Origin of the sequence: Mycobacterium sp. SMC-21 (assembly GCF_045310825.1) — a bacterium.
In the GTDB taxonomy this organism is placed as follows: domain Bacteria; phylum Actinomycetota; class Actinomycetes; order Mycobacteriales; family Mycobacteriaceae; genus Mycobacterium.
The window spans coordinates 40,359-58,233 of the sequence record NZ_JBJIAO010000020.1; the positions used below are offsets into that span (position 1 = coordinate 40,359).

General features: G+C 67.7%; 20 protein-coding genes and 2 tRNA genes. 14 read left to right on the plus strand and 8 right to left on the minus strand.

The window, feature by feature from the left end; translation table 11 throughout:
* Nucleotide 1: 1 nt before the first annotated feature.
* The gene (locus ACJH6H_RS18875; RefSeq protein WP_212812372.1) at nt 2–1,564 is read right to left on the minus strand and encodes a carboxyl transferase domain-containing protein; all 1,563 of its coding nucleotides are present in this window, start codon (nt 1,562–1,564) and stop codon (nt 2–4) included.
* 92 nt (nt 1,565–1,656) lie between these two features.
* On the opposite strand from ACJH6H_RS18875, the gene ACJH6H_RS18880 reads away from it, so the two are divergent.
* Together ACJH6H_RS18880 and ACJH6H_RS18885 are read left to right on the plus strand one after the other, a co-directional pair.
* Nucleotides 1,657–2,271 (plus strand): TetR/AcrR family transcriptional regulator, encoded by a 615-nt coding sequence (locus ACJH6H_RS18880; RefSeq protein WP_212812373.1) that lies wholly within the window; start codon nt 1,657–1,659, stop codon nt 2,269–2,271.
* A 67-nt stretch (nt 2,272–2,338) separates the two neighbouring features.
* Nucleotides 2,339–3,001, plus strand: a complete 663-nt coding sequence (locus tag ACJH6H_RS18885; protein WP_212812374.1) for an MmpS family transport accessory protein — start codon at nt 2,339–2,341, stop codon at nt 2,999–3,001.
* Here the strand turns inward: ACJH6H_RS18885 and ACJH6H_RS18890 are convergent.
* The gene (locus tag ACJH6H_RS18890; RefSeq protein ID WP_346414304.1) at nt 2,998–4,323 is read right to left on the minus strand and encodes an MFS transporter; all 1,326 of its coding nucleotides are present in this window, start codon (nt 4,321–4,323) and stop codon (nt 2,998–3,000) included. The genes ACJH6H_RS18885 and ACJH6H_RS18890 overlap by 4 nt on opposite strands.
* A gap of 33 nt (nt 4,324–4,356) precedes the next feature.
* Here ACJH6H_RS18890 and cmrA point away from each other — a divergent pair, with 33 nt between their 5' ends.
* Entirely contained in the window at nt 4,357–5,163 is an 807-nt protein-coding gene (gene cmrA / locus ACJH6H_RS18895) for a mycolate reductase (RefSeq protein WP_346414303.1), read from the plus strand.
* A gap of 84 nt (nt 5,164–5,247) precedes the next feature.
* On the opposite strand, the gene ACJH6H_RS18900 is transcribed toward cmrA, so the two are convergent.
* Nucleotides 5,248–6,831, minus strand: coding sequence for a helicase HerA-like domain-containing protein (locus ACJH6H_RS18900; RefSeq protein ID WP_346414302.1), 1,584 nt, complete (start codon nt 6,829–6,831; stop codon nt 5,248–5,250).
* 80 nt (nt 6,832–6,911) lie between these two features.
* Between ACJH6H_RS18900 and orn the strand changes: the two genes are divergently transcribed.
* From orn to ACJH6H_RS18915, 3 genes are all read left to right on the plus strand, one after another.
* Nucleotides 6,912–7,541: an oligoribonuclease gene (orn, locus tag ACJH6H_RS18905; protein WP_020102265.1), complete on the plus strand. Its 630-nt coding sequence runs from the start codon at nt 6,912–6,914 to the stop codon at nt 7,539–7,541.
* Nucleotides 7,542–7,591: 50 nt separating this feature from the next.
* Nucleotides 7,592–7,664: transfer RNA gene (locus ACJH6H_RS18910), tRNA-His, on the plus strand.
* Nucleotides 7,665–7,766: 102 nt separating this feature from the next.
* The gene (locus ACJH6H_RS18915; RefSeq protein WP_318985674.1) at nt 7,767–8,339 is read left to right on the plus strand and encodes a GNAT family N-acetyltransferase; all 573 of its coding nucleotides are present in this window, start codon (nt 7,767–7,769) and stop codon (nt 8,337–8,339) included.
* Nucleotides 8,340–8,341: 2 nt separating this feature from the next.
* On the opposite strand, the gene ACJH6H_RS18920 is transcribed toward ACJH6H_RS18915, so the two are convergent.
* Entirely contained in the window at nt 8,342–8,695 is a 354-nt protein-coding gene (locus ACJH6H_RS18920; protein ID WP_318985579.1) for a nuclear transport factor 2 family protein, read from the minus strand.
* Nucleotides 8,696–8,912: 217 nt separating this feature from the next.
* A tRNA-Lys gene (locus tag ACJH6H_RS18925) sits at nt 8,913–8,985 on the minus strand.
* 408 nt (nt 8,986–9,393) lie between these two features.
* Here ACJH6H_RS18925 and ACJH6H_RS18930 point away from each other — a divergent pair.
* Entirely contained in the window at nt 9,394–9,558 is a 165-nt protein-coding gene (locus ACJH6H_RS18930; protein ID WP_318985580.1) for a hypothetical protein, read from the plus strand.
* A 9-nt stretch (nt 9,559–9,567) separates the two neighbouring features.
* Here ACJH6H_RS18930 and ACJH6H_RS18935 read toward each other — a convergent pair whose 3' ends face one another.
* Nucleotides 9,568–9,792, minus strand: a complete 225-nt coding sequence (locus ACJH6H_RS18935; protein WP_020102269.1) for a DUF3618 domain-containing protein — start codon at nt 9,790–9,792, stop codon at nt 9,568–9,570.
* Nucleotides 9,793–9,883: 91 nt separating this feature from the next.
* On the opposite strand from ACJH6H_RS18935, the gene bcp reads away from it, so the two are divergent.
* From bcp to ACJH6H_RS18965, 6 genes are all read left to right on the plus strand, one after another.
* Nucleotides 9,884–10,357: a thioredoxin-dependent thiol peroxidase gene (gene bcp / locus ACJH6H_RS18940; RefSeq protein WP_029119327.1), complete on the plus strand. Its 474-nt coding sequence runs from the start codon at nt 9,884–9,886 to the stop codon at nt 10,355–10,357.
* Between the two features lie 161 nt (nt 10,358–10,518).
* Entirely contained in the window at nt 10,519–10,758 is a 240-nt protein-coding gene (locus ACJH6H_RS18945; RefSeq protein ID WP_318985581.1) for a hypothetical protein, read from the plus strand.
* 102 nt (nt 10,759–10,860) lie between these two features.
* Nucleotides 10,861–11,631 carry an FCD domain-containing protein gene (locus ACJH6H_RS18950; protein WP_318985582.1) on the plus strand — a complete coding sequence of 257 codons (771 nt, stop codon included), beginning with the start codon at nt 10,861–10,863 and terminating at the stop codon, nt 11,629–11,631.
* 41 nt (nt 11,632–11,672) lie between these two features.
* On the plus strand, nt 11,673–13,292 hold the full coding sequence (locus tag ACJH6H_RS18955) for a class I adenylate-forming enzyme family protein (protein WP_318985583.1): 1,620 nt from the start codon (nt 11,673–11,675) through the stop codon (nt 13,290–13,292).
* Nucleotides 13,279–14,055 (plus strand): class II aldolase/adducin family protein, encoded by a 777-nt coding sequence (locus ACJH6H_RS18960; protein ID WP_318985584.1) that lies wholly within the window; start codon nt 13,279–13,281, stop codon nt 14,053–14,055. The genes ACJH6H_RS18955 and ACJH6H_RS18960 overlap by 14 nt, the downstream gene beginning before the upstream one ends.
* 15 nt (nt 14,056–14,070) lie before the next feature.
* Nucleotides 14,071–15,339 (plus strand): amidohydrolase family protein, encoded by a 1,269-nt coding sequence (locus ACJH6H_RS18965; protein ID WP_406775569.1) that lies wholly within the window; start codon nt 14,071–14,073, stop codon nt 15,337–15,339.
* Between the two features lie 72 nt (nt 15,340–15,411).
* On the opposite strand, the gene ACJH6H_RS18970 is transcribed toward ACJH6H_RS18965, so the two are convergent.
* On the minus strand, nt 15,412–16,740 hold the full coding sequence (locus ACJH6H_RS18970) for a dipeptidase (RefSeq protein WP_318985586.1): 1,329 nt from the start codon (nt 16,738–16,740) through the stop codon (nt 15,412–15,414).
* Between the two features lie 48 nt (nt 16,741–16,788).
* Here ACJH6H_RS18970 and ACJH6H_RS18975 point away from each other — a divergent pair, with 48 nt between their 5' ends.
* Nucleotides 16,789–17,427: a LysE family translocator gene (locus tag ACJH6H_RS18975; RefSeq protein WP_064986693.1), complete on the plus strand. Its 639-nt coding sequence runs from the start codon at nt 16,789–16,791 to the stop codon at nt 17,425–17,427.
* Nucleotides 17,428–17,481: 54 nt separating this feature from the next.
* Here the strand turns inward: ACJH6H_RS18975 and ACJH6H_RS18980 are convergent, their stop codons facing one another.
* Nucleotides 17,482–17,874: a holo-ACP synthase gene (locus ACJH6H_RS18980; protein ID WP_020102278.1), complete on the minus strand. Its 393-nt coding sequence runs from the start codon at nt 17,872–17,874 to the stop codon at nt 17,482–17,484.
* Nucleotide 17,875 lies beyond the last annotated feature (1 nt).

Below are 17,875 nucleotides of genomic sequence, written 5' to 3' on the forward strand. Positions count from 1 at the left end.
GTCACATCCTGAATACGCCGTAGGACACAGGCTCGAGCGGAGCCTGCGCGACAACTGAAAGAGCCAGTCCCACCAGGGTTCTGGTGTCAGCCGGGTCGATGACGCCGTCGTCCCAGAGCCGGGCCGTCGAGTAGTAGGGGTTGCCCTGATCTTCGTACTGCTGGCGGATCGGGGCCTTGATTGCCTCTTCCTCCTCCGGCGTCAGTTCACCGCGCACGGTGGCCAGCACCGAGGCGGCCTGCTCGCCGCCCATCACCGAGATGCGGGCGTTGGGCCACATCCACAGGAACCGCGGCGAGTACGCGCGGCCGCACATCGAGTAGTTGCCCGCGCCGTACGAGCCGCCGATGACGACGGTCAGCTTCGGCACCCGGGCACACGCCACCGCGGTGACCATCTTGGCGCCGTGCTTGGCGATGCCGCCGGCCTCGTAGTCGCGGCCCACCATGAAGCCGGAGATGTTCTGCAGGAACAGCAGCGGCACCGACCGCTTGTCGCACAGTTCGATGAAATGTGCACCCTTCTGGGCGGATTCACCGAACAGCACGCCGTTGTTGGCGATGATGCCCACCGGGTGGCCGTGGATGCGCGCGAAGCCGGTCACCAGCGTGGTGCCGTATTCGGCCTTGAATTCGGTGAATTCGCCACCATCGACGATGCGGGTGATGACCTCGTGCACGTCGTACGGCACCTTGGAGTCGATCGGTACGACGTCATAGAGCTCGGTCTGGTCGCACACCGCGTCCACCGTCGGGGCGATGTCCCACGGCGCCTGCGCGCGCGGCCCGAACGTCGCGGCGATGCGGCGCACGATGCGCAGCGCGTCGCGGTCGTCGTGCGCCAGGTGGTCGGTGACGCCGGAGACCTTGGAGTGCAGGTCGCCGCCACCGAGGTCCTCGGCCGAAACCACTTCTCCGGTAGCGGCTTTCACCAGCGGCGGGCCGCCCAGGAAGATGGTGCCCTGGTTGCGGACGATGACGGCCTCGTCACTCATCGCGGGGACGTACGCGCCGCCGGCGGTGCAGGAGCCGAGCACCGCGGCGATCTGCGGGATACCGCGCGCCGACATGTTGGCCTGGTTGAAGAAGATGCGGCCGAAGTGTTCGCGGTCGGGGAACACCTCGTCCTGGCGCGGTAGGAACGCGCCGCCGGAGTCGACCAGGTAGATGCACGGCAGCTGGTTCTGGCTGGCGATCTCCTGCGCCCGCAGGTGCTTCTTGACCGTGATCGGGTAGTACGTGCCACCTTTCACGGTCGCGTCGTTGGCGACGATCATGCATTCGCGGCCCGACACCCGGCCGATGCCGGCGATCATCCCGGCGCCCGGGCATTCGTCGTCGTACATGCCGCCCGCGGCCAGCGGTGCGATCTCCAGGAACGGACTGCCCGGGTCGAGGAGTCCGTTGACACGGTCGCGCGGCAGCAGCTTGCCGCGACCGACGTGACGCTCGCGGGAGCGCTCCGATCCCCCGAGAGCAGCGGTGGCCAGCTTGCCCTTGAGCTCGGCCACCAGCGCCAGGTGCTGCTCGCGATGCGATACCCGTTGGGAAACGCTCGGCGACATCGTCGCTCCATTTCACTTGAGTTAATGGCGAATAACCGAACGCGATGTTAGTCTTCATTAACTGAGATGTCCAGACCGGGTTGGAGGTGTCGATGACGGCATCAGCGTCAGACGCCGAAACACCGCGTAGCAGAGCCAAATCCGACCGGCGCGGCCAACTCGTCGCCGCCGCCGAACGACTCTTCGCCGAACGCGGCTTCCTGGCCGTCCGTCTCGAGGACATCGGCGCCGCGGCCGGCATCAGCGGGCCCGCGATCTACCGCCACTTCCCCAACAAGGAAGCGCTGCTGGTCGAGCTACTGGTCAGCGTCAGCGCCCGGCTGCACGCCGGCGGACGTGCCGTGGTCGCCGAATGCGACGACCCCGCCGACGCCCTCAACGGCCTCATCGAGTTCCACCTCGACTTCGCGCTCGGCGAATCCGACCTGATCCGGATCCAGGACCGCGACCTCAACAACCTTCCCGACGCCGCCAAACGGCAGGTGCGCCGCTCACAGCGCCAGTACGTCGAAATCTGGGTGGACGTCCTGCGCCGGCTCGACCCGTCACGCAGCGAAGCCGACGCCCGCACCATGGCGCACGCCGCATTCGGGCTCCTGAACTCGACGCCGCACAGTGTCAGCGCGGGCGGCGCCCGCAAGCAGGAGGAATCCTCACGCGCCGTGCTGCGCGCCATGACAGTCGCGGCACTGGCCCCGCACCGCTGAACGCACCCGCCGCAACGTCACCGCGTCCCCTCACCCGCCGCAGGTACCCTGCAAACATGAGGTGGGCATGACCGGATCGCGCGACGACGGGCTGGACGCCACCAAGAAACTCCCGGCCATGCCGACGGCCGGGTACCAGACCGACGCCTTCACCGATCCCTACGGTGTCACCGCACCGCCGAAGGCCCGCCGCCACAAGTGGCTGTTCCCGCTGGCCGGCGCGGTGCTGATCCTGGCCCTCTGCACCGTGATCGCACTGGTCATCGTCAACAGCTCCGAACAACAGACCCTGGTCGCACCGCCGCCGCTGCCGGTCCCGACGCAGGACCCGATGACGTCGTCGACGACCGTGACGACCACCACGACGCCCGAGAGCAGCGAGCCCAGCGAAGCCGTCAGCCCGCCCGCCGCGGCAGCGCCCCCGGACGACGAGAGCGGTGACACCGAAGCCGTGCTGTACGCCGTGATCGGCAACGGCCGGGCCGTGAGCATCACGTATGTCGACACCGGCGGGGTGCTCCAGACGGAGTTCAACGTGCCGCTGCCGTGGACCAAGGAAGTCCAGCTGAACCGGCCCGCCGCACGGTCGGCCAGCGTCAGCATCGTCAACGCCGGACGCGGCATCGCCTGCACCATCTCGGTCGACGGCACCCAGATTCAGCAGCGAGAAGGCGCCGGCCTCACGGTGTGCCGGCAGTCCGGCAAACGCGGCCGCACGCACGGGCACTAACGCCGGGCCGGCACCTTCACCAACAGCATCCCGACCAGCCCGATCCCCAGGACCGTGCAGAGGCCGCCCAGGCCCGCCCGCGTCGTCGCGAAGATGTCGATGAACATCGAGAACAACCACGGCGACAGCACGTGCGCCGCCCGGCCCGTGGTGGTGTAGAGCCCGAAGGCCACGCCCTCCTTGCCGTCCGCCGAGATGCGCAGCATCAGGTTGCGCGACGCCGACTGGGTGGGGCCGACGAACAGGCACAGTGTCAGGCCGCAGATCCAGAACGCCAGCGGGCCGGACAGGAACATCAGCGTGATGCCCACGGCGACCATCGCGGTCAATGAGCCGACGATGACGCGCTTGGAACCGATCCGGTCATCCAGCATGCCGCCGAGCGCCGCGCCCAGAGCCGCGATGGTGAACGCACCGGCCCCGAACAGCGGCACGCTCGTCGGCGCCAGCCCGTAGACGCTGACCCCGACCACCGGACCGAAGATCGAGATACCCGTCAGGCCGTCGCGGAAGACGGCGCTGGAGAGCAAGTAGTAGACGACGTTGCGGTCGCGTCGCCACTCGCCGACGACCTCCGTCCACAACCTGCGGTAGGCGCCGAAGAAGCCGACGGCCGGGGTGCCGTCGTGCGGCGGCGACTTCACGGTCAGCAGCAACGGCAGCGCGAAGATGACGAACCACGCCGCGGCCGCCAGGACCGCGTACCGGTCCGGTTTGCCGTCCGAGTTCGGCACACCGAGTAGGCCCAAGGTGTCGCCACTACCGGACTTGAGCCCCACGAAGACCAGGAGCAGCAGCACGACGCTGCCGAAAAACCCTGCCGCCAAGCCGAATCCGGAGACGCGACCCGACGTCAGCGGCGTCGACAACTGGCGCAGCATCGCGTTGTACGGGACGGTCGCCAGATCCATGCACGCCGCGGTGCAGGCCAACAACGCCAGGCCGATCCACAGATAGTGGTGGTCGGGCCTGATGAACGTCATCGATGCCGTCAGCACCACCACGGCGCCCGTGAGCGCCGCGAGCGCCCGCCGTCGCCGGTACGCGGCGTCGACCATCACGCCCGTCACCGGGGCCAACAGCGCCACCGCGATGCCCGCCACCAGCACCGCGCGCCCCAGCCAGCTCTCCGGCGTCGTCGGGCCCGGCAGGCCTCTGCCGACCTCGGAGATGAGGTAGATGTTGAAACCGAATGTCGTCACGATGGCGTTCACGCCCGTGGCGCCGCTGTCCCACAGCGCCCAGGCGGCGACGCGGCCCCGGTCGACGGGCGGGACGTGGCTGCTCAAGGCCCGTCGATTCGCTCGGCAAGCCTCGCTCATGCCGCCACTCTATTGGTCCCTACGATTGCACCCATGCCTGTACCCGCTCCCAGTCCCGACGCCCGCGCCGTCGTCACCGGCGCCTCGCAGAACATCGGTGAAGCGCTGGCCACCGAACTCGCCGCCCGCGGCCACCACCTGATCATCACGGCGCGCCGCGGCGAGGTGCTGGCCGAGGTCGCCCAGCGCATCACCGACAAGTACGGCGTCACCGTCGAGGTCCGGGCCTGCGACCTGACCGACCCCGCCGACCGCGACAAGCTCTGTGCGGAACTCGCGGAGCGCAACATCTCGATCCTGTGCGCCAACGCCGGCACCGCGACGTTCGGCGCCGTCGCCGACCTGCCCGCGGCGGGTGAGAAGGCCCAGGTGCAGCTCAACGTGCAGGGCGTGCACGACCTGGTGCTCGCCGTGCTGCCCGGCATGATCGCGCGCAAGGGCGGCGGCATCCTGATCTCCGGTTCGGCCGCGGGCAACTCGCCCATCCCGAACAACGCGACCTACGCCGCGTCCAAAGCGTTCGCCAACACCTTCAGTGAGTCGCTGCGCGGTGAGCTCAAGCCGCACGGTATCAACGTCACGCTGCTGGCACCCGGACCCGTGCGCACCGAGCTGCCCGACCCGTCCGAGCAGTCACTGGTCGAGCGCCTGATCCCCGACTTCCTGTGGATCGACACCGAGTACACCGCCCGGATTTCGCTGGACGGCCTCGAGAAGAACAAGATGCGCGTCGTCCCGGGCCTGACCTCGAAGGCCATGTCGGCCGCCAGCGGCTACGCCCCGCGCGCGATCGTCGCGCCGATCGTCGGCGCCGTCTACAAGAAGCTCGGCGGGTCGTAAAGCCGGCGGCCGCGCCGAGAGGGACCAAATGGCTGCTTTCGGCGGCCGCCAACGACCGTTTGGTCCTTCTCGCCGCGCCCCGACTTACCTGCGGCGGGTCGTGCCGAACAGGCTGCGGGTGATCTCGCGGCCTGCCACGGTCGCCGCCGAGCGCAGGAAGCTCTTGAACGCCGAGCTCTGCAGGACCTCCGACACCATGCCGGGTCCTTCGGCCTCCACCTCGACGCGGCCGGATGCGGTGAGGTCGGGCTCTTCGGCAGGCACGGGCGCGGGCGCCGCGTCGGGGGCCGCAGGCGGCGCACCGGCCGGCGCCGGCTGCGCAGACAGCCGCTCGTGGGCCGAGTCGCGGTCGACTGTCGCCCCGTAAGTCGCTTGCAACGGGCTGGCCTTGGCGGCGGCAGCAATGGCGTCGGGGCCGATGGTGCCCATCAGCGACCGCGGCGCGCGCAGCCGGGTCCACGCCACCGGGGTCGGCGCACCCACCTCGGACAGCACCGTGACGACGGCCTCACCGATCCCGAGCGACGTCAGCGCCGACTCCAGGTCGTAGACGGTTGTCTTCGGGTAGGTCCGGACCGTCTTCGTCAGGGCCTTCTGGTCGTCCGGAGTGAAGGCGCGGATCGCGTGCTGCACGCGCGCACCCAGCTGGCTGAGGACGTCGTTGGGAATGTCGGTAGGCAGCTGGGTGCAGAAGAAGACGCCGACGCCCTTGGAGCGGATCAGCTTGACGGTCTGTTCGACCTGGTCCAGGAATGCCTTGGACGCGTCGGCGAACAGCAGATGCGCTTCGTCGAAGAAGAAGACCAGCTTCGGCTTGTCCGCGTCACCGATCTCCGGCAGCGTCGAGAACAGGTCGGCCAGCACCCACATCAGGAACGTCGAGAACAACACCGGACGCGCGGCCTGGCTGCCCAGCTCCAGCAGCGTGATGATGCCGCGGCCCTGGGGGTCCACGCGCATCAGGTCCTCGGGCTTGAGCTCGGGCAAACCGAAGAACGTGTCGCCGCCCTCGGCCTCCAGGTTGATCAGCGCACGCAGGATCACGCCCGCGGTGGCCGGCGAGACCGCGCCGAGCGCCTTGAGCTCCTCTTTGCCCTCATCACTGGTCAGGAACTGGATGACGCCGCGCAGATCCTTGAGATCGTCGAGGAGCAGGCCCTTCTGGTCGGCCCAGTGGAAGATCAGCCCGAGTGTCGACTCCTGAGTCTGGTTGAGCCCCAACACCTTCGACAGCAGGATGGGCCCGAAGCTGGTGACGGTGGCACGCACCGGGACGCCGGTTCCCGTCGTCCCCAGCGACAGGAACTCGACCGGGAAGGCCGTGGGCGTCCAGTCGTCGCCGGTGTCCTTGGCACGCTGGGTGGTCTTGTCATTGGCGGCGCCCGGCTGCGCGAGCCCCGACAGGTCGCCCTTCACGTCGGCCATCACGACCGGGACCCCGGCCGTCGACAACTGCTCGGCGATGACCTGCAGCGTCTTGGTCTTACCGGTACCGGTCGCACCGGCGATGAGGCCGTGCCGGTTGATGGTGGCCAGCGGAATCTTGACCTGAGCACCGGCATCGACGGTCCCGTCGACGACGACCGCGCCCAGGTTCAGCGCTTGGCCGGTGACGGCGTAACCAGCGGCGATCTGCTGCGCGGGGGATGCACTCGAGTCAGTCGTCATGCGCCTGACCCTACTTCGTCAGGTCACAGGTGGCCGGGTATGGACACCCCGTTGAGCGCCTGGGAATAGTCTGGAACACCGTGCGTGACGAACTGGTATGGATCGACTGCGAGATGACGGGGCTGGATCTCAAGTCCGACCGACTCATCGAGATCGCGGCATTGGTCACCGACAGCGACCTGAACGTGCTCGGCGAGGGCGTCGACGTGGTGATCCACACCGACGACGCCGCACTCGACGGCATGGCCGATGTGGTGATGAAGATGCACACCCGCTCGGGCCTGATCAACGAGGTGCGGACCTCCACGGTCACCCTCGAAGAGGCCGAGCAGATGGTGCTGGACTACATCCGCGGCCACATCGGGCAGGCGAAAACCGCTCCCCTGGCCGGTAATTCGATCGCCACCGACCGCGGCTTCATCGCCCGCGACATGCCTCGCCTCGACGACTTCCTGCACTACCGGATGATCGACGTCAGCTCGATCAAGGAGCTGTGCCGCCGCTGGTACCCGCGCATCTATTTCGGGCAGCCCGACAAGGGGCTGGCGCACCGCGCCCTCGCCGACATCCACGAATCCATCCGCGAGTTGAAGTACTACCGCGGCACCGCGTTCGTACCCGCTCCCGGCCCGTCTACCAGCGAAATCGCGGCTGTCGCCGGCGAGCTGGGCCCGCCGACGAACGACGCCGTGGAGACCGATTCGGCTTAGCGGGCCTAAGCGGTTAGTATCTACGACGCTGCTTCTGAGAAGCGGCGATGGTGGCTGTAGTTCAGCTGGTAGAGCACCAGGTTGTGATCCTGGGTGTCGCGGGTTCGAGTCCCGTCAGCCACCCCGAGGTAGAACATCGCCTCACCTGCACGTAGCGGGTGAGGCGATGTTTGTTTTCCGGGGGTTGCGCGCCCGGCTGGCACAGTGGTGCACGTGGGTGATGCGATCGAGTTGCGAGCGTCCTGCCTCGAAGGGCCTCGAGTTCGCCTTCGCAAGGCGCGCGACGAGGACGCCGAGGGCCTGATCGAAACGCAGACCGACAAGCGGGTGCGCCGGTACCTGGGCGGACCGCGACCTGTCGGCGAAGTGCGCGCCGTGCTCGAAGGGGTCGGCGCGGCAACGCTATTGGCAGCCCCCGGCTGCTACATCGCGACCGCCAGGGATTCCGACGACATGCTGGGCACGGTGACATTGAGCCGCCGTCGCAACGACGTTCCCGGCCATCTGGACCCCGATGGCGACGAACTCGAGCTGAGCTACGTCTTCCGGCCGCATGCGTGGGGTCAGGGCTATGCGAGCGAAGCTACGCGGCTACTGCTGGAGTACGCGGCCGGCGAGCTGGACGATCAACCTGTCCTGGTCATCACCCAGACCGCCAACCGCGCCTCGCTCCGTCTGGCCGAGCGCCTCGGGTTCAATGTCGTCGCGACGTTCGAGCAGTACGACGCCGAACAGGCGCTGGCGACAGCTCAGCTGGCCGCGTTCCTTCGCACCGACGCCCTTCGCGCCGACTCCTAGGGTCAGCCGGGCACCTGATCCAGGAAGCCGTGCACCGACTGGATGCGGCCGTCGGCGTCCGTCGCCAGCACGTCGAACCCGATGATCGGCGGCTGCTCCCCCGCCGGCCCCAGGCCCCACTGGAAGCGGGCCTGATTGTGGTGGCTGTCCGGGCCGCTGACGAGCGAGAAGACGAAACCGGGGAATTGGGTGTGGACCGCGCCGATCACCTCGGAGATGGCGTCGTGACCCGTGACGTCCGCCATCGGATCGGTGTACGACGCCTCGGATGCCCAGTGGTCGTCGAGCAGCGCCTTCCGTTCGATCGGATCGGTGGCGTTCCACGTCTTCAGGTAGGCGGTGACGATGTCGTTCATGCTGACCTCTTTCGTGTCGGGGTGGTCAGCTCAAAGCTTGGCCGCCAAATCGAGGCAAGTCGATTACTTGGCAGGTAATGATGTTGTGCCGCTTGGGTTTTCGGCGACACCGCCACCATTGGCGTCGCCAAGCCGGCGTTGACGCTGCGGCGATGGCGTAGAGCCGGCCCCGCAAACGACGAAAGCCCCCTCCCGAAGGAGGGGGCTTTCGCATCTGTGCGCCGTCAGGGTTTCGAACCCCGGACCCGCTGATTAAGAGTCAGCTGCTCTACCAACTGAGCTAACGGCGCGCGAGAGAGACCTTAACAGCCCGATGGCCGCAGGGTGAAATCGTATGGTCAGCGGGGTTTCCGGGCCCCGATCGCGGGTATCCCCACGGGGTCGGACGGCCCGATGGACCCTCCACGCAGCCCTGGAGGTGTCCAACATCACACGCGATGGACTCGCCGCCCACCTGCGCACCACCAGAGCCGGCCGAAACCCGCACCACCACAGCGAATCCCGGCCGAACAGTAGCCACTGCACACCTGTCAAGGTCCTGTATCCACACACGATCGTCAATAGCGGCTCGATGCCAAAATCCGTCAGAAATCACATAGACCTGCAATTTTGTGACGAGCCGCCGAAAAACAAAGTTAGCTGAAACCACGTATGATGGTGTAGAAATGTAAGTGACGATGACTGAAGGGAGTTAGCTGATGACACCCATCGCCGGTGCGACCTACGCGGCGCCGAGCGCCGACGTGGCGGCAGCAGCCGACGGCACCCCGGTCATCGTCCATAACTGCACCCGGCTGGGCCGGGTCGCGAATCCCCCGCGCAGCTGGCTGCCAGGCTGGCTGACGCCGCGGCGCGGGAACTAGAAAGTCGCGTTATCCGCGAATCTTGCGGATAACCACCACCAGCACCACAACGCCGAGTCCGGCGAACGTTGCGATGACCGCGGGCTTGGACGCGATCGCGATGGCCTTGGCCTTGGCGTCGTCGGCCAGTCGCTGGGGGTTCGCCCGCTCCGCGAGGGCGTCCACCGTCAACGCCAACTGATCGCGTGCACGATCGATTTCCTGCTTGATCTCGTCAGGATTCCGGTCAGCCACTTCAGCCCTCCAGCTCGCGTTGCTCCTTGGCGCTCTACCCTAGAGCAGCTTGCCGCAACAGCAACGCCTGGCCGACAGAAGGGACCTCCCGGTGGCACCGACCCCGCGACTCGAAGTGGGCGACAAAGCCCCCGCATTCAGCCTGCCCGACGCCGACGGCAACACCGTGAAGCTGTCGGACTACAAGGGCCGCAAGGTCATCGTGTACTTCTACCCCGCGGCCTCGACGCCGGGCTGCACCAAGCAGGCCTGCGATTTCCGCGACAGCCTGGCCGAACTCAACGAGGCCGGGCTCGACGTCATCGGCATCTCGCCCGACAAGCCCGAGAAGCTCGCCAAGTTCCGCGACAACGAGGGCCTGACGTTCCCGCTGCTATCGGACCCCGACCGCAAGGTGCTCACCGCCTACGGCGCCTTCGGTGAGAAGACGATGTACGGCAAGACCGTGCAGGGCGTCATCCGCTCGACGTTCCTCGTGGACGAGAAGGGCAACATCGAGGTCGCGCAGTACAACGTCAAGGCCACGGGCCACGTGGCCAAGCTGCGACGGGACCTGTCGGTCTGACAGCCGCGCCGTCGACGGTGCCCGGCTGAACGAGCCGAGCCGGGCACCGCATGGCGGCCCGCCCAACCACGCGTGACAGCTGCGTGGCCATTCGGCCAATCGTTGTCTCCACCGGCGCTCTGCAATCAGCCGCAGATACGTTCAGGTGCAAGACTTTTGGCGTGACGCACAACATCCACATCCGCACCGTCGACAGCAGCATTCGCTACCCGCACGCGCTGAGCTATGGCGAAAAGGACCAGATTCTCTGGGTCCAGATCGGCGAAGACGCCGACCATTCGGACACCATCTACTTCAGCCCGTCCTACTGGCAGCAGTACTCCGTCGACCCCCACAGTGAAGACCCGCTCGATCTGGAATTCGACGAGGACGACGAGGAAGACGACGAGGACGACGAGTAGAACCCCGGCGCCGGGGTACGGCGTTTCGTACCCCGGCCACACCGGATAGACCGGGGCGCCGGCTTCGACCACCCCGGCGTCGCGCTCTGGCACACTCGACCCGTGGCCGCGCCCGACGTCCGTTTCCGCCGCCTCGCCGAGCAGGTGGCCGACGAGTTGCGCCGGCGCATCCTCAGCGGTGACCTCCCCGACGGCAGCGTGCTGCCCACGGAGGACGAGCTGCTCACCGAGTTTCCGATCAGCAAGCCCTCACTGCGCGAGGCCATCCGAATCCTGGACGCCGAAGGGCTGCTCAGCGTGCGACGCGGCAAGCTCGGCGGCTCGGTGGTGCACCGGCCGAGCGCGAGCAACGTGGCCTACACCATGGGTTTGGTGCTCGGCGCGAACCAGGTGAGCCTCGGCGACGTCGGCTCCGCGCTGCAGCAGGTGGAGCCGGCCTGCGCGGCGTTGTGCGCGCAGCGTTCCGACCGCAAGACCGCGGTGGTGCCGGTCCTTCGGCAGATCCACGCCGAGTCGGTCGAGTCGGTCGAGGATCTGGTGGCAGTGACCTCCGCGAGCCGGCGCTTCCACGAGGCGCTGGTGCAGCACTGCGGCAACGAGACCATGATCATCCTCGCCGGTGCCCTGGAGAAGCTGTGGTCGTCGCACGAGCTGAACTGGTCACGGCAGTTCACCGACCATGCCGGCATTCCGGTCGACGAGCGCCGGGCCGCGCTGGAGGATCACCGCACCCTTATCGACGCTATCGAAGCCGGCGACGCCGAACGCGCGCGGGAATTGGCCGCGACGCATCTGCTCGACGCCCAGCACTACCCGGGTTCGGCCGGTGTGGTCGACCCGGCGATGGTGCGCACCCGCACGCGATCTTCGTGAATCCTTGACAATGTGCGCGCTTATTTTCATATGATTTGAAGATGCGGCCTGCGGAGGCGACCACGATGGACATGGCGGTCACGAGTTCGCCGGCATTCACCGCCAAGGACGTCGCGCGCTTCCATGCCAATGGCTGGTGGACCGACTCCACGATCTCGGATGCCGTACGCGCCAACGCCGCTCGCACCCCGGATCGCGTCGCATATGTTGATCACCCGGACCGGTCGCTGACCTGGCGTGAATTTGATACCGCGGCAACCACTTTGGCCGGTCAGCTGGCCGGCGCGGGCGTGCGCCCCGGGGACCGGATCGCGGTGTGGCATGGCGACACCACGGCGATCCACGTGCTGTTCGTCGCCATCGAGCGCTGTGGTGCGGTGGTCGTCGGCGTCGGAGCACGCGCCGGAATCCGCGAAGTGACAGCCATCCTGCAGAGCGCCGAACCCCGACTGCTGGTCACCGACCCCCCGCGGCAGGCGCAGGCGAACACCGTGGCCGGCGCCATCGGATGTCCGCTACTGACGCTCGATGAACTGTCCGTCGGTACGGACTCCACGGACCTGAGCCCCGAGGCCCAACTGGGCGCCGACGACGTCTTCCTCATCAACTCGACGTCGGGCACCACCGGGCTACCGAAATGCGTCGTGCACACCCAGAACCGTTGGTATTACTTCCATCAGCAAGCGGTCGCCAACGGCCTGCTGACGTCCGACGACGTGTTCCTACCCGTCATCCCGACCCCGTTCGGCTTCGGGCTGTGGACCACCCACATCACCCCGATTCTGTTGGGCACCACCAACGTCCTGCTGGACCGGTTCACCGTCGCCGCGGCGTGCGCGGCCATCGAACAGCACAAGGTCACCGTGTTGTGTTGTGTCAGCACACAATTGACCATGATCATGGCCGACCCGGTGGCCCGCGAGTACGACCTGAGCTCGCTGCGGGTGGTGTTCACCGGCGGCGAGGCCCTGCCGTACCGGCCCGCACACGAGTTCGAAAAGCTGACCGGCGCAACGATTCTGCAGTTCTACGGCTCCAACGAGACGGGCCTACTCAGCGGCACCACGGTGCACGACTCGCTCGAGCACCGGCTGCGCACCGGCGGCCGGATAGTCGCCGATATGGCCGTCCGCCTCTTCGACGGGGACACCGACGTCACCGACACCGGCCGGGGCCAGCCCGCCTGCCGCGGCCCGGCCACCAGTCTCGGCTACCTGGGCGGCACCGACCACGACAAACTCTTCACCGCCGACGGCTGGATGCGGATGGGAGACATCTGCGAAATCGACGCCGACGGCTACCTGCGGGTGACGGGCCGCACGTCCGACTTCATCGTGCGCGGCGGCAAGAACATCAGCGCGGCCCAGGTCGAGGACGTCGTGATGACGCACCCCGCGGTCGGTCTGGCCGCCGCGGTCGCCATGCCTGATCCGGTGTTCGGCGAAAAGGTCTGCGTCTACGTCGAACTGATCGGCGCGGCGGCACTGGAGCTCGCCGAGCTGTGCACGCACCTGCTCGCGCAGGACGTTTCGAAGGAACTGCTGCCCGAGCGGCTGATCGTGGTCGACGAACTCCCCCGATCCTCGGGCGGCAAGGTCGCCAAAGGCCAACTCCGCGAAGATATCCGCGCCCGGATGGGAGACGGTCATGACCGCAGCTGAAAAGCCCCGCCGCGGCGGACTTGAAGTCTGGGCGCCGGCGGTGACACCACCGATCGGCGTCGACCTCACCGACGAACGGGCCATGGCCATCGCGTTCCGGCACCTCGCGACCATCGGCTTCGCCGAGAATCTGGCGGGGCACATCACCTGGCAGCCCGACGGCCGGACCGACATGTACGTCAACCCGTGGGGCCTGTGGTGGCAGGAGGTCACCGCCTCCGACATCTGCGTCGTCGACGAGGACGCCCGCGTACAGCGGGGCCGCTGGGACGTCACCCCGGCCATCCACATCCACACCGAGCTGCACCGCGCCCGCCCCGACGCCCGCGTCGTCATCCACAACCACCCCTACTACGTGTGCGTGCTGGCGGCATTGGGCCGGCTGCCGGAGCTGGTACATCAGACCGGATCGCTGTTCCTGGACGACCTCTGCCTCGTCGACGAATACGACGGCGAGGTCGACAGCCCTTCCCGCGCAGCCGAATTGGCGGCCCGGATCGGCTCGGCGAACACGACCATCCTGGCCAACCACGGCGTCATCGCCACGGGCCGCAACCTCGCCGAGGCGGTGTACCGCGCGGCCTCGATCGAGCGGGTCTGCAAGCTGGCCTACGACGTACTGCTGACGGGCCTGAAGCCGAGTGAGATGAAGTGGTCCGACATGGTCGGCATGAAGTCCTCCCTGATCGAGCGCGCGGCCGACGTGTACTGGGCCGGCGCTGCCCGCCTGACCATCAAATCCGATCCGTCCGTTCTCCAGTAAAGGCGTTGGTACGACATGAAATCCATCGACGATCTGGCCGCCAACCTCGATTTCACCGTCGCGAAGACGGGCGCGGACCGTACCGTCACCCTGCTGCCCGACCCGCCGCGTGCTCCGCGCCGCTACACCGTGATCTCGGTCGACGACCACATCGTCGAGCCGCCCGACACCTTCACCGGGCGACTGCCGAGCAAGTTCGCCGACCGGGCTCCGCGGGTCGTCGACAACGCGGGCGGCGGCCAGACCTGGGTGTACGACGGCCAGGAACTACCCAACGTCGGGTTCAATGCCGTGGTCGGCCGTCCGGTGTCCGAGTACGGCTTCGAGCCGGTCCGATTTGACGAGATGCGCCGGGGCGCATGGGATATCCACGAACGCGTGCGGGACATGGACCTCAACGGTGTGTACGCGTCGCTGAACTTCCCGTCGTTCCTGCCGGGATTCGCCGGCCAGCGCCTGCAGCAGGTCACCACCGACCGCGACCTGGCGATGGCCTCGGTGCGGGCCTGGAACGACTGGCACTTCGACGTGTGGGCCGGCTCGTACCCGGACCGGATCATCCCCTGTCAGCTGCCGTGGCTACTGGACCCTGAAGTGGGCGCCAAGATGATCTACGAGAACGCCGAACGTGGTTTCCACGCCATGACTTTCAGCGAGAACCCGGCGATGCTGGGCCTGCCGACGATCCACTCGGGCTACTGGGACCCGATGATGGCGGCCTGCGCCGACACCGGCACGGTCGTCAACCTGCACATCGGGTCGTCGGGCTCCTCCCCCTCCACCACGCCGGACGCGCCGCCGGACGTGCAGGGCGTGCTGTTCTTCGCCTACGCCATCTCGGCGGCCGTCGACTGGCTGTATTCCGGTCTGCCCAGCCGGTTTCCCGATCTCAAGATCTGCCTGTCCGAGGGCGGTATCGGCTGGGTCGCCGGGTTACTGGACCGGCTCGACCACATGCTCAGCTACCACTCCATGTACGGCACCTGGGAACGGATCGGTGAAAAGCTCACCCCCGCCGAGGTTTTCACCCGCAACTTCTGGTTCTGCGCGGTGGAGGACCAATCGTCGTTCGTGCAGCGCGACCGCATCGGCGTCGACAACATCATGCTGGAAGCCGACTACCCGCATTGCGACTCGACCTGGCCGCACACACAGGCGACCATCCACGAGGAGATCGGTGACCTGCCCGCAGACGTCATTCGAAAGATCACCTGGGAGAACGCCTCTCGGCTCTACCAGCACCCGGTGCCCGAGTCGGTTCAGCGAGATCCCGAGTCGTTCTAGCGCCGATGCCGAGCGTGGGGGTTTACGCGGAGATCTGACGGATTTTCCACGTAAACCCCCACGCTCGATGCACTAACGCCCGAGGGCGCCCAACAGCAGCGCCTCGGAGATCGCCGCTTTCTCGAGCACGCCCAGGTGCAGGCTCTCGTTGATGCTGTGCGCCTGCGTGCCGGGGTCCTCGACGCCCGTCACCAGAATCGTTGCGTCGGGGAAGGTCTCGGCGAACTCGGCGATGAACGGGATCGACCCGCCCATCCCCATGTCCACCGGGGCAACACCCCACGCCTGTGTGAAGGCCGACCGCGCCGCGTCGTACACCGGGCCGCTGGCGTCGATGGCATACGGCTGGCCGACGTCACCCGGCGTCACGGTGACCTTGGCGCCCCAGGGCGCGTGGCTCTCCAGGTGCCGGGTCAGCGCGGCCAGATGCGCCAGCGCGTCCCCACCTGGAGCGACGCGCATGCTGACCTTGGCCCGCGCCCGCGGTATCAGTGTGTTCGACGCTTTGGCGATCGACGTGGTGTCGATGCCGATGACGGTGATGGCCGGCTTGGCCCAAAGTCGTTGCACCACAGAGCCGGAACCGATCTGCTGCACGCCGTCGAGCATGCCGGTCTCGGTGGCGACCCAGTCCGGGCCCCGGTCGACGTCGGCGGCGGTGCCCTCGTACAACCCTTCGACCGCGACGTTGCCGTCGTCGTCATGCAAGGTGGCCAACAACCGCACCAGGGCACTCAGCGCATCGGGCACCACGCCGCCCCAGATGCCCGAGTGCAGCCCATGATCCAGCGTCGCCACCTCGACCACGCAGTCGACCAGCCCGCGCAGTGACACCGTCAACGCCGGCATCTCGGTGCTCCAGTTGTCCGAGTCGGCGATGACGATGACGTCGGCGGCCAGCAGGTCGCGATGCGCGGCCAGTAGGGCGCCGAGCGACGGCGAGCCCGATTCCTCTTCGCCCTCAACGAAAACCGTCACGCCGACGGGCGGGGTGCCGCCGTGGGCCCGCATGGCAGCCAGGTGGACGGCGATACCGGCCTTGTCGTCGGCACTGCCCCGGCCATAGAGCCGGCCGTCGCGCTCGGTGGGTTCGAACGGCTCGGAGTCCCACTGTGCCGCGTCGCCCTCGGGCTGCACGTCGTGGTGCGCGTAGAGCAGCACGGTCGGGGCTCCTTCTGGCGCCGGATGACGTGCGATGACGGCCGGCGCCCCGCCCTCGTGGACGATGTGCACCTCACCGAAGCCCGCCTCGGACAACAGCTTTGCGGTCAGCGCGGCGCTGCGGTGCACCTCGGCGTGCCGGGCCGGGTCGGCCCAGACGGACTGGATACGGACCAGCTCCTCGAGGTCGGCACGCACCGACGGCAGGACGTCCCGCACACGTTCGACAAGATCAGCCATGCCGTCGAGCGTAGTGCGCCGGTCGTCTGCCCGGCGTATCGTCACCGCATGCCGTCGATGGGACATCTGCTGGCGTTCGGGTTGATCTCGCTGCTGGTCATCGTGATCCCCGGGCCGAGTGTTCTGTTCACCGTCGGCCGGGCGCTGACCGTCGGCCGTCGCCAGGCGTTGTTGACGGTGGCGGGTAACGCGATGGGCGCCTACGTCCAGATCCTTGCGGTGGCCCTGGGTGCCGGTGCCCTCATCCTGGCCTCGTCGCTCGCGTTCAGCGTCATCAAGTTCGTCGGCGCGGCGTACCTGATCTACCTTGGCGTCCAAGCCATCCGGCATCGACATGGCCTCGGCGAGGTGCTCACCGGCGGCGCATCCGCCAAGCGGCCGAGCCGCGTCCTGGCCGACGGTTTCGTCGTCGGGATGACCAATCCCAAGACCATCGTGTTCTTCGTCGCGGCGCTGCCGCAGGTGGTCGACACCGCCGCGGGCAACGTGGCGGCCCAGATGCTCATGTTGGGTGTCGTGTTCCTGGCCATTGCCGTGGTCTCGGACAGCGTGTGGGCGCTGGCGGCCGGACTGGCCCGGGACTGGTTCGCGCAGTCCCCGCGCCGCTTCGCCGCCATCGGTGGCGCCGGCGGGCTGGCCATGGTCGGCCTGGGCGTCAGCCTTGCCGTCACCGGCCGCAAAGACTGAACAGACGTTGATGCCCCCGACACCGAAGTGTCGGGGGCATCAATGTCTGAAAAACTAGTCCTGCTCGAGGACCGCGACCGCCGCCGCGGTGTCGCCTTCGTGGGTCAGCGACACGTGGATGGCCACGCCCTTGAGGTGCTCGGCGATCTCGCCGGACAGCCGCACCTTGGGCCGGCCCCACATGTCGGTGACGACCTCGATGTCGCGGTGGATGCCCTCGGGCAGCACCGGGCGCTTCGAGAACCGCGAGCCCGACCACGCCTTGATCACGGCCTCCTTGGCCGCCCAGCGGGCCGCCAGGTGCCGTGCCGCCGACGAACTCTTGTCGGCGGCGTCACGGCGCTCCCCTGGGGTGAACGTCTCCGCGAAGACGGTGCCCGGCTGGTCGACCTGCTCGGCGAAATCCGGAATCGAGACCAGGTCGATGCCCACACCCAGGATGCTCATG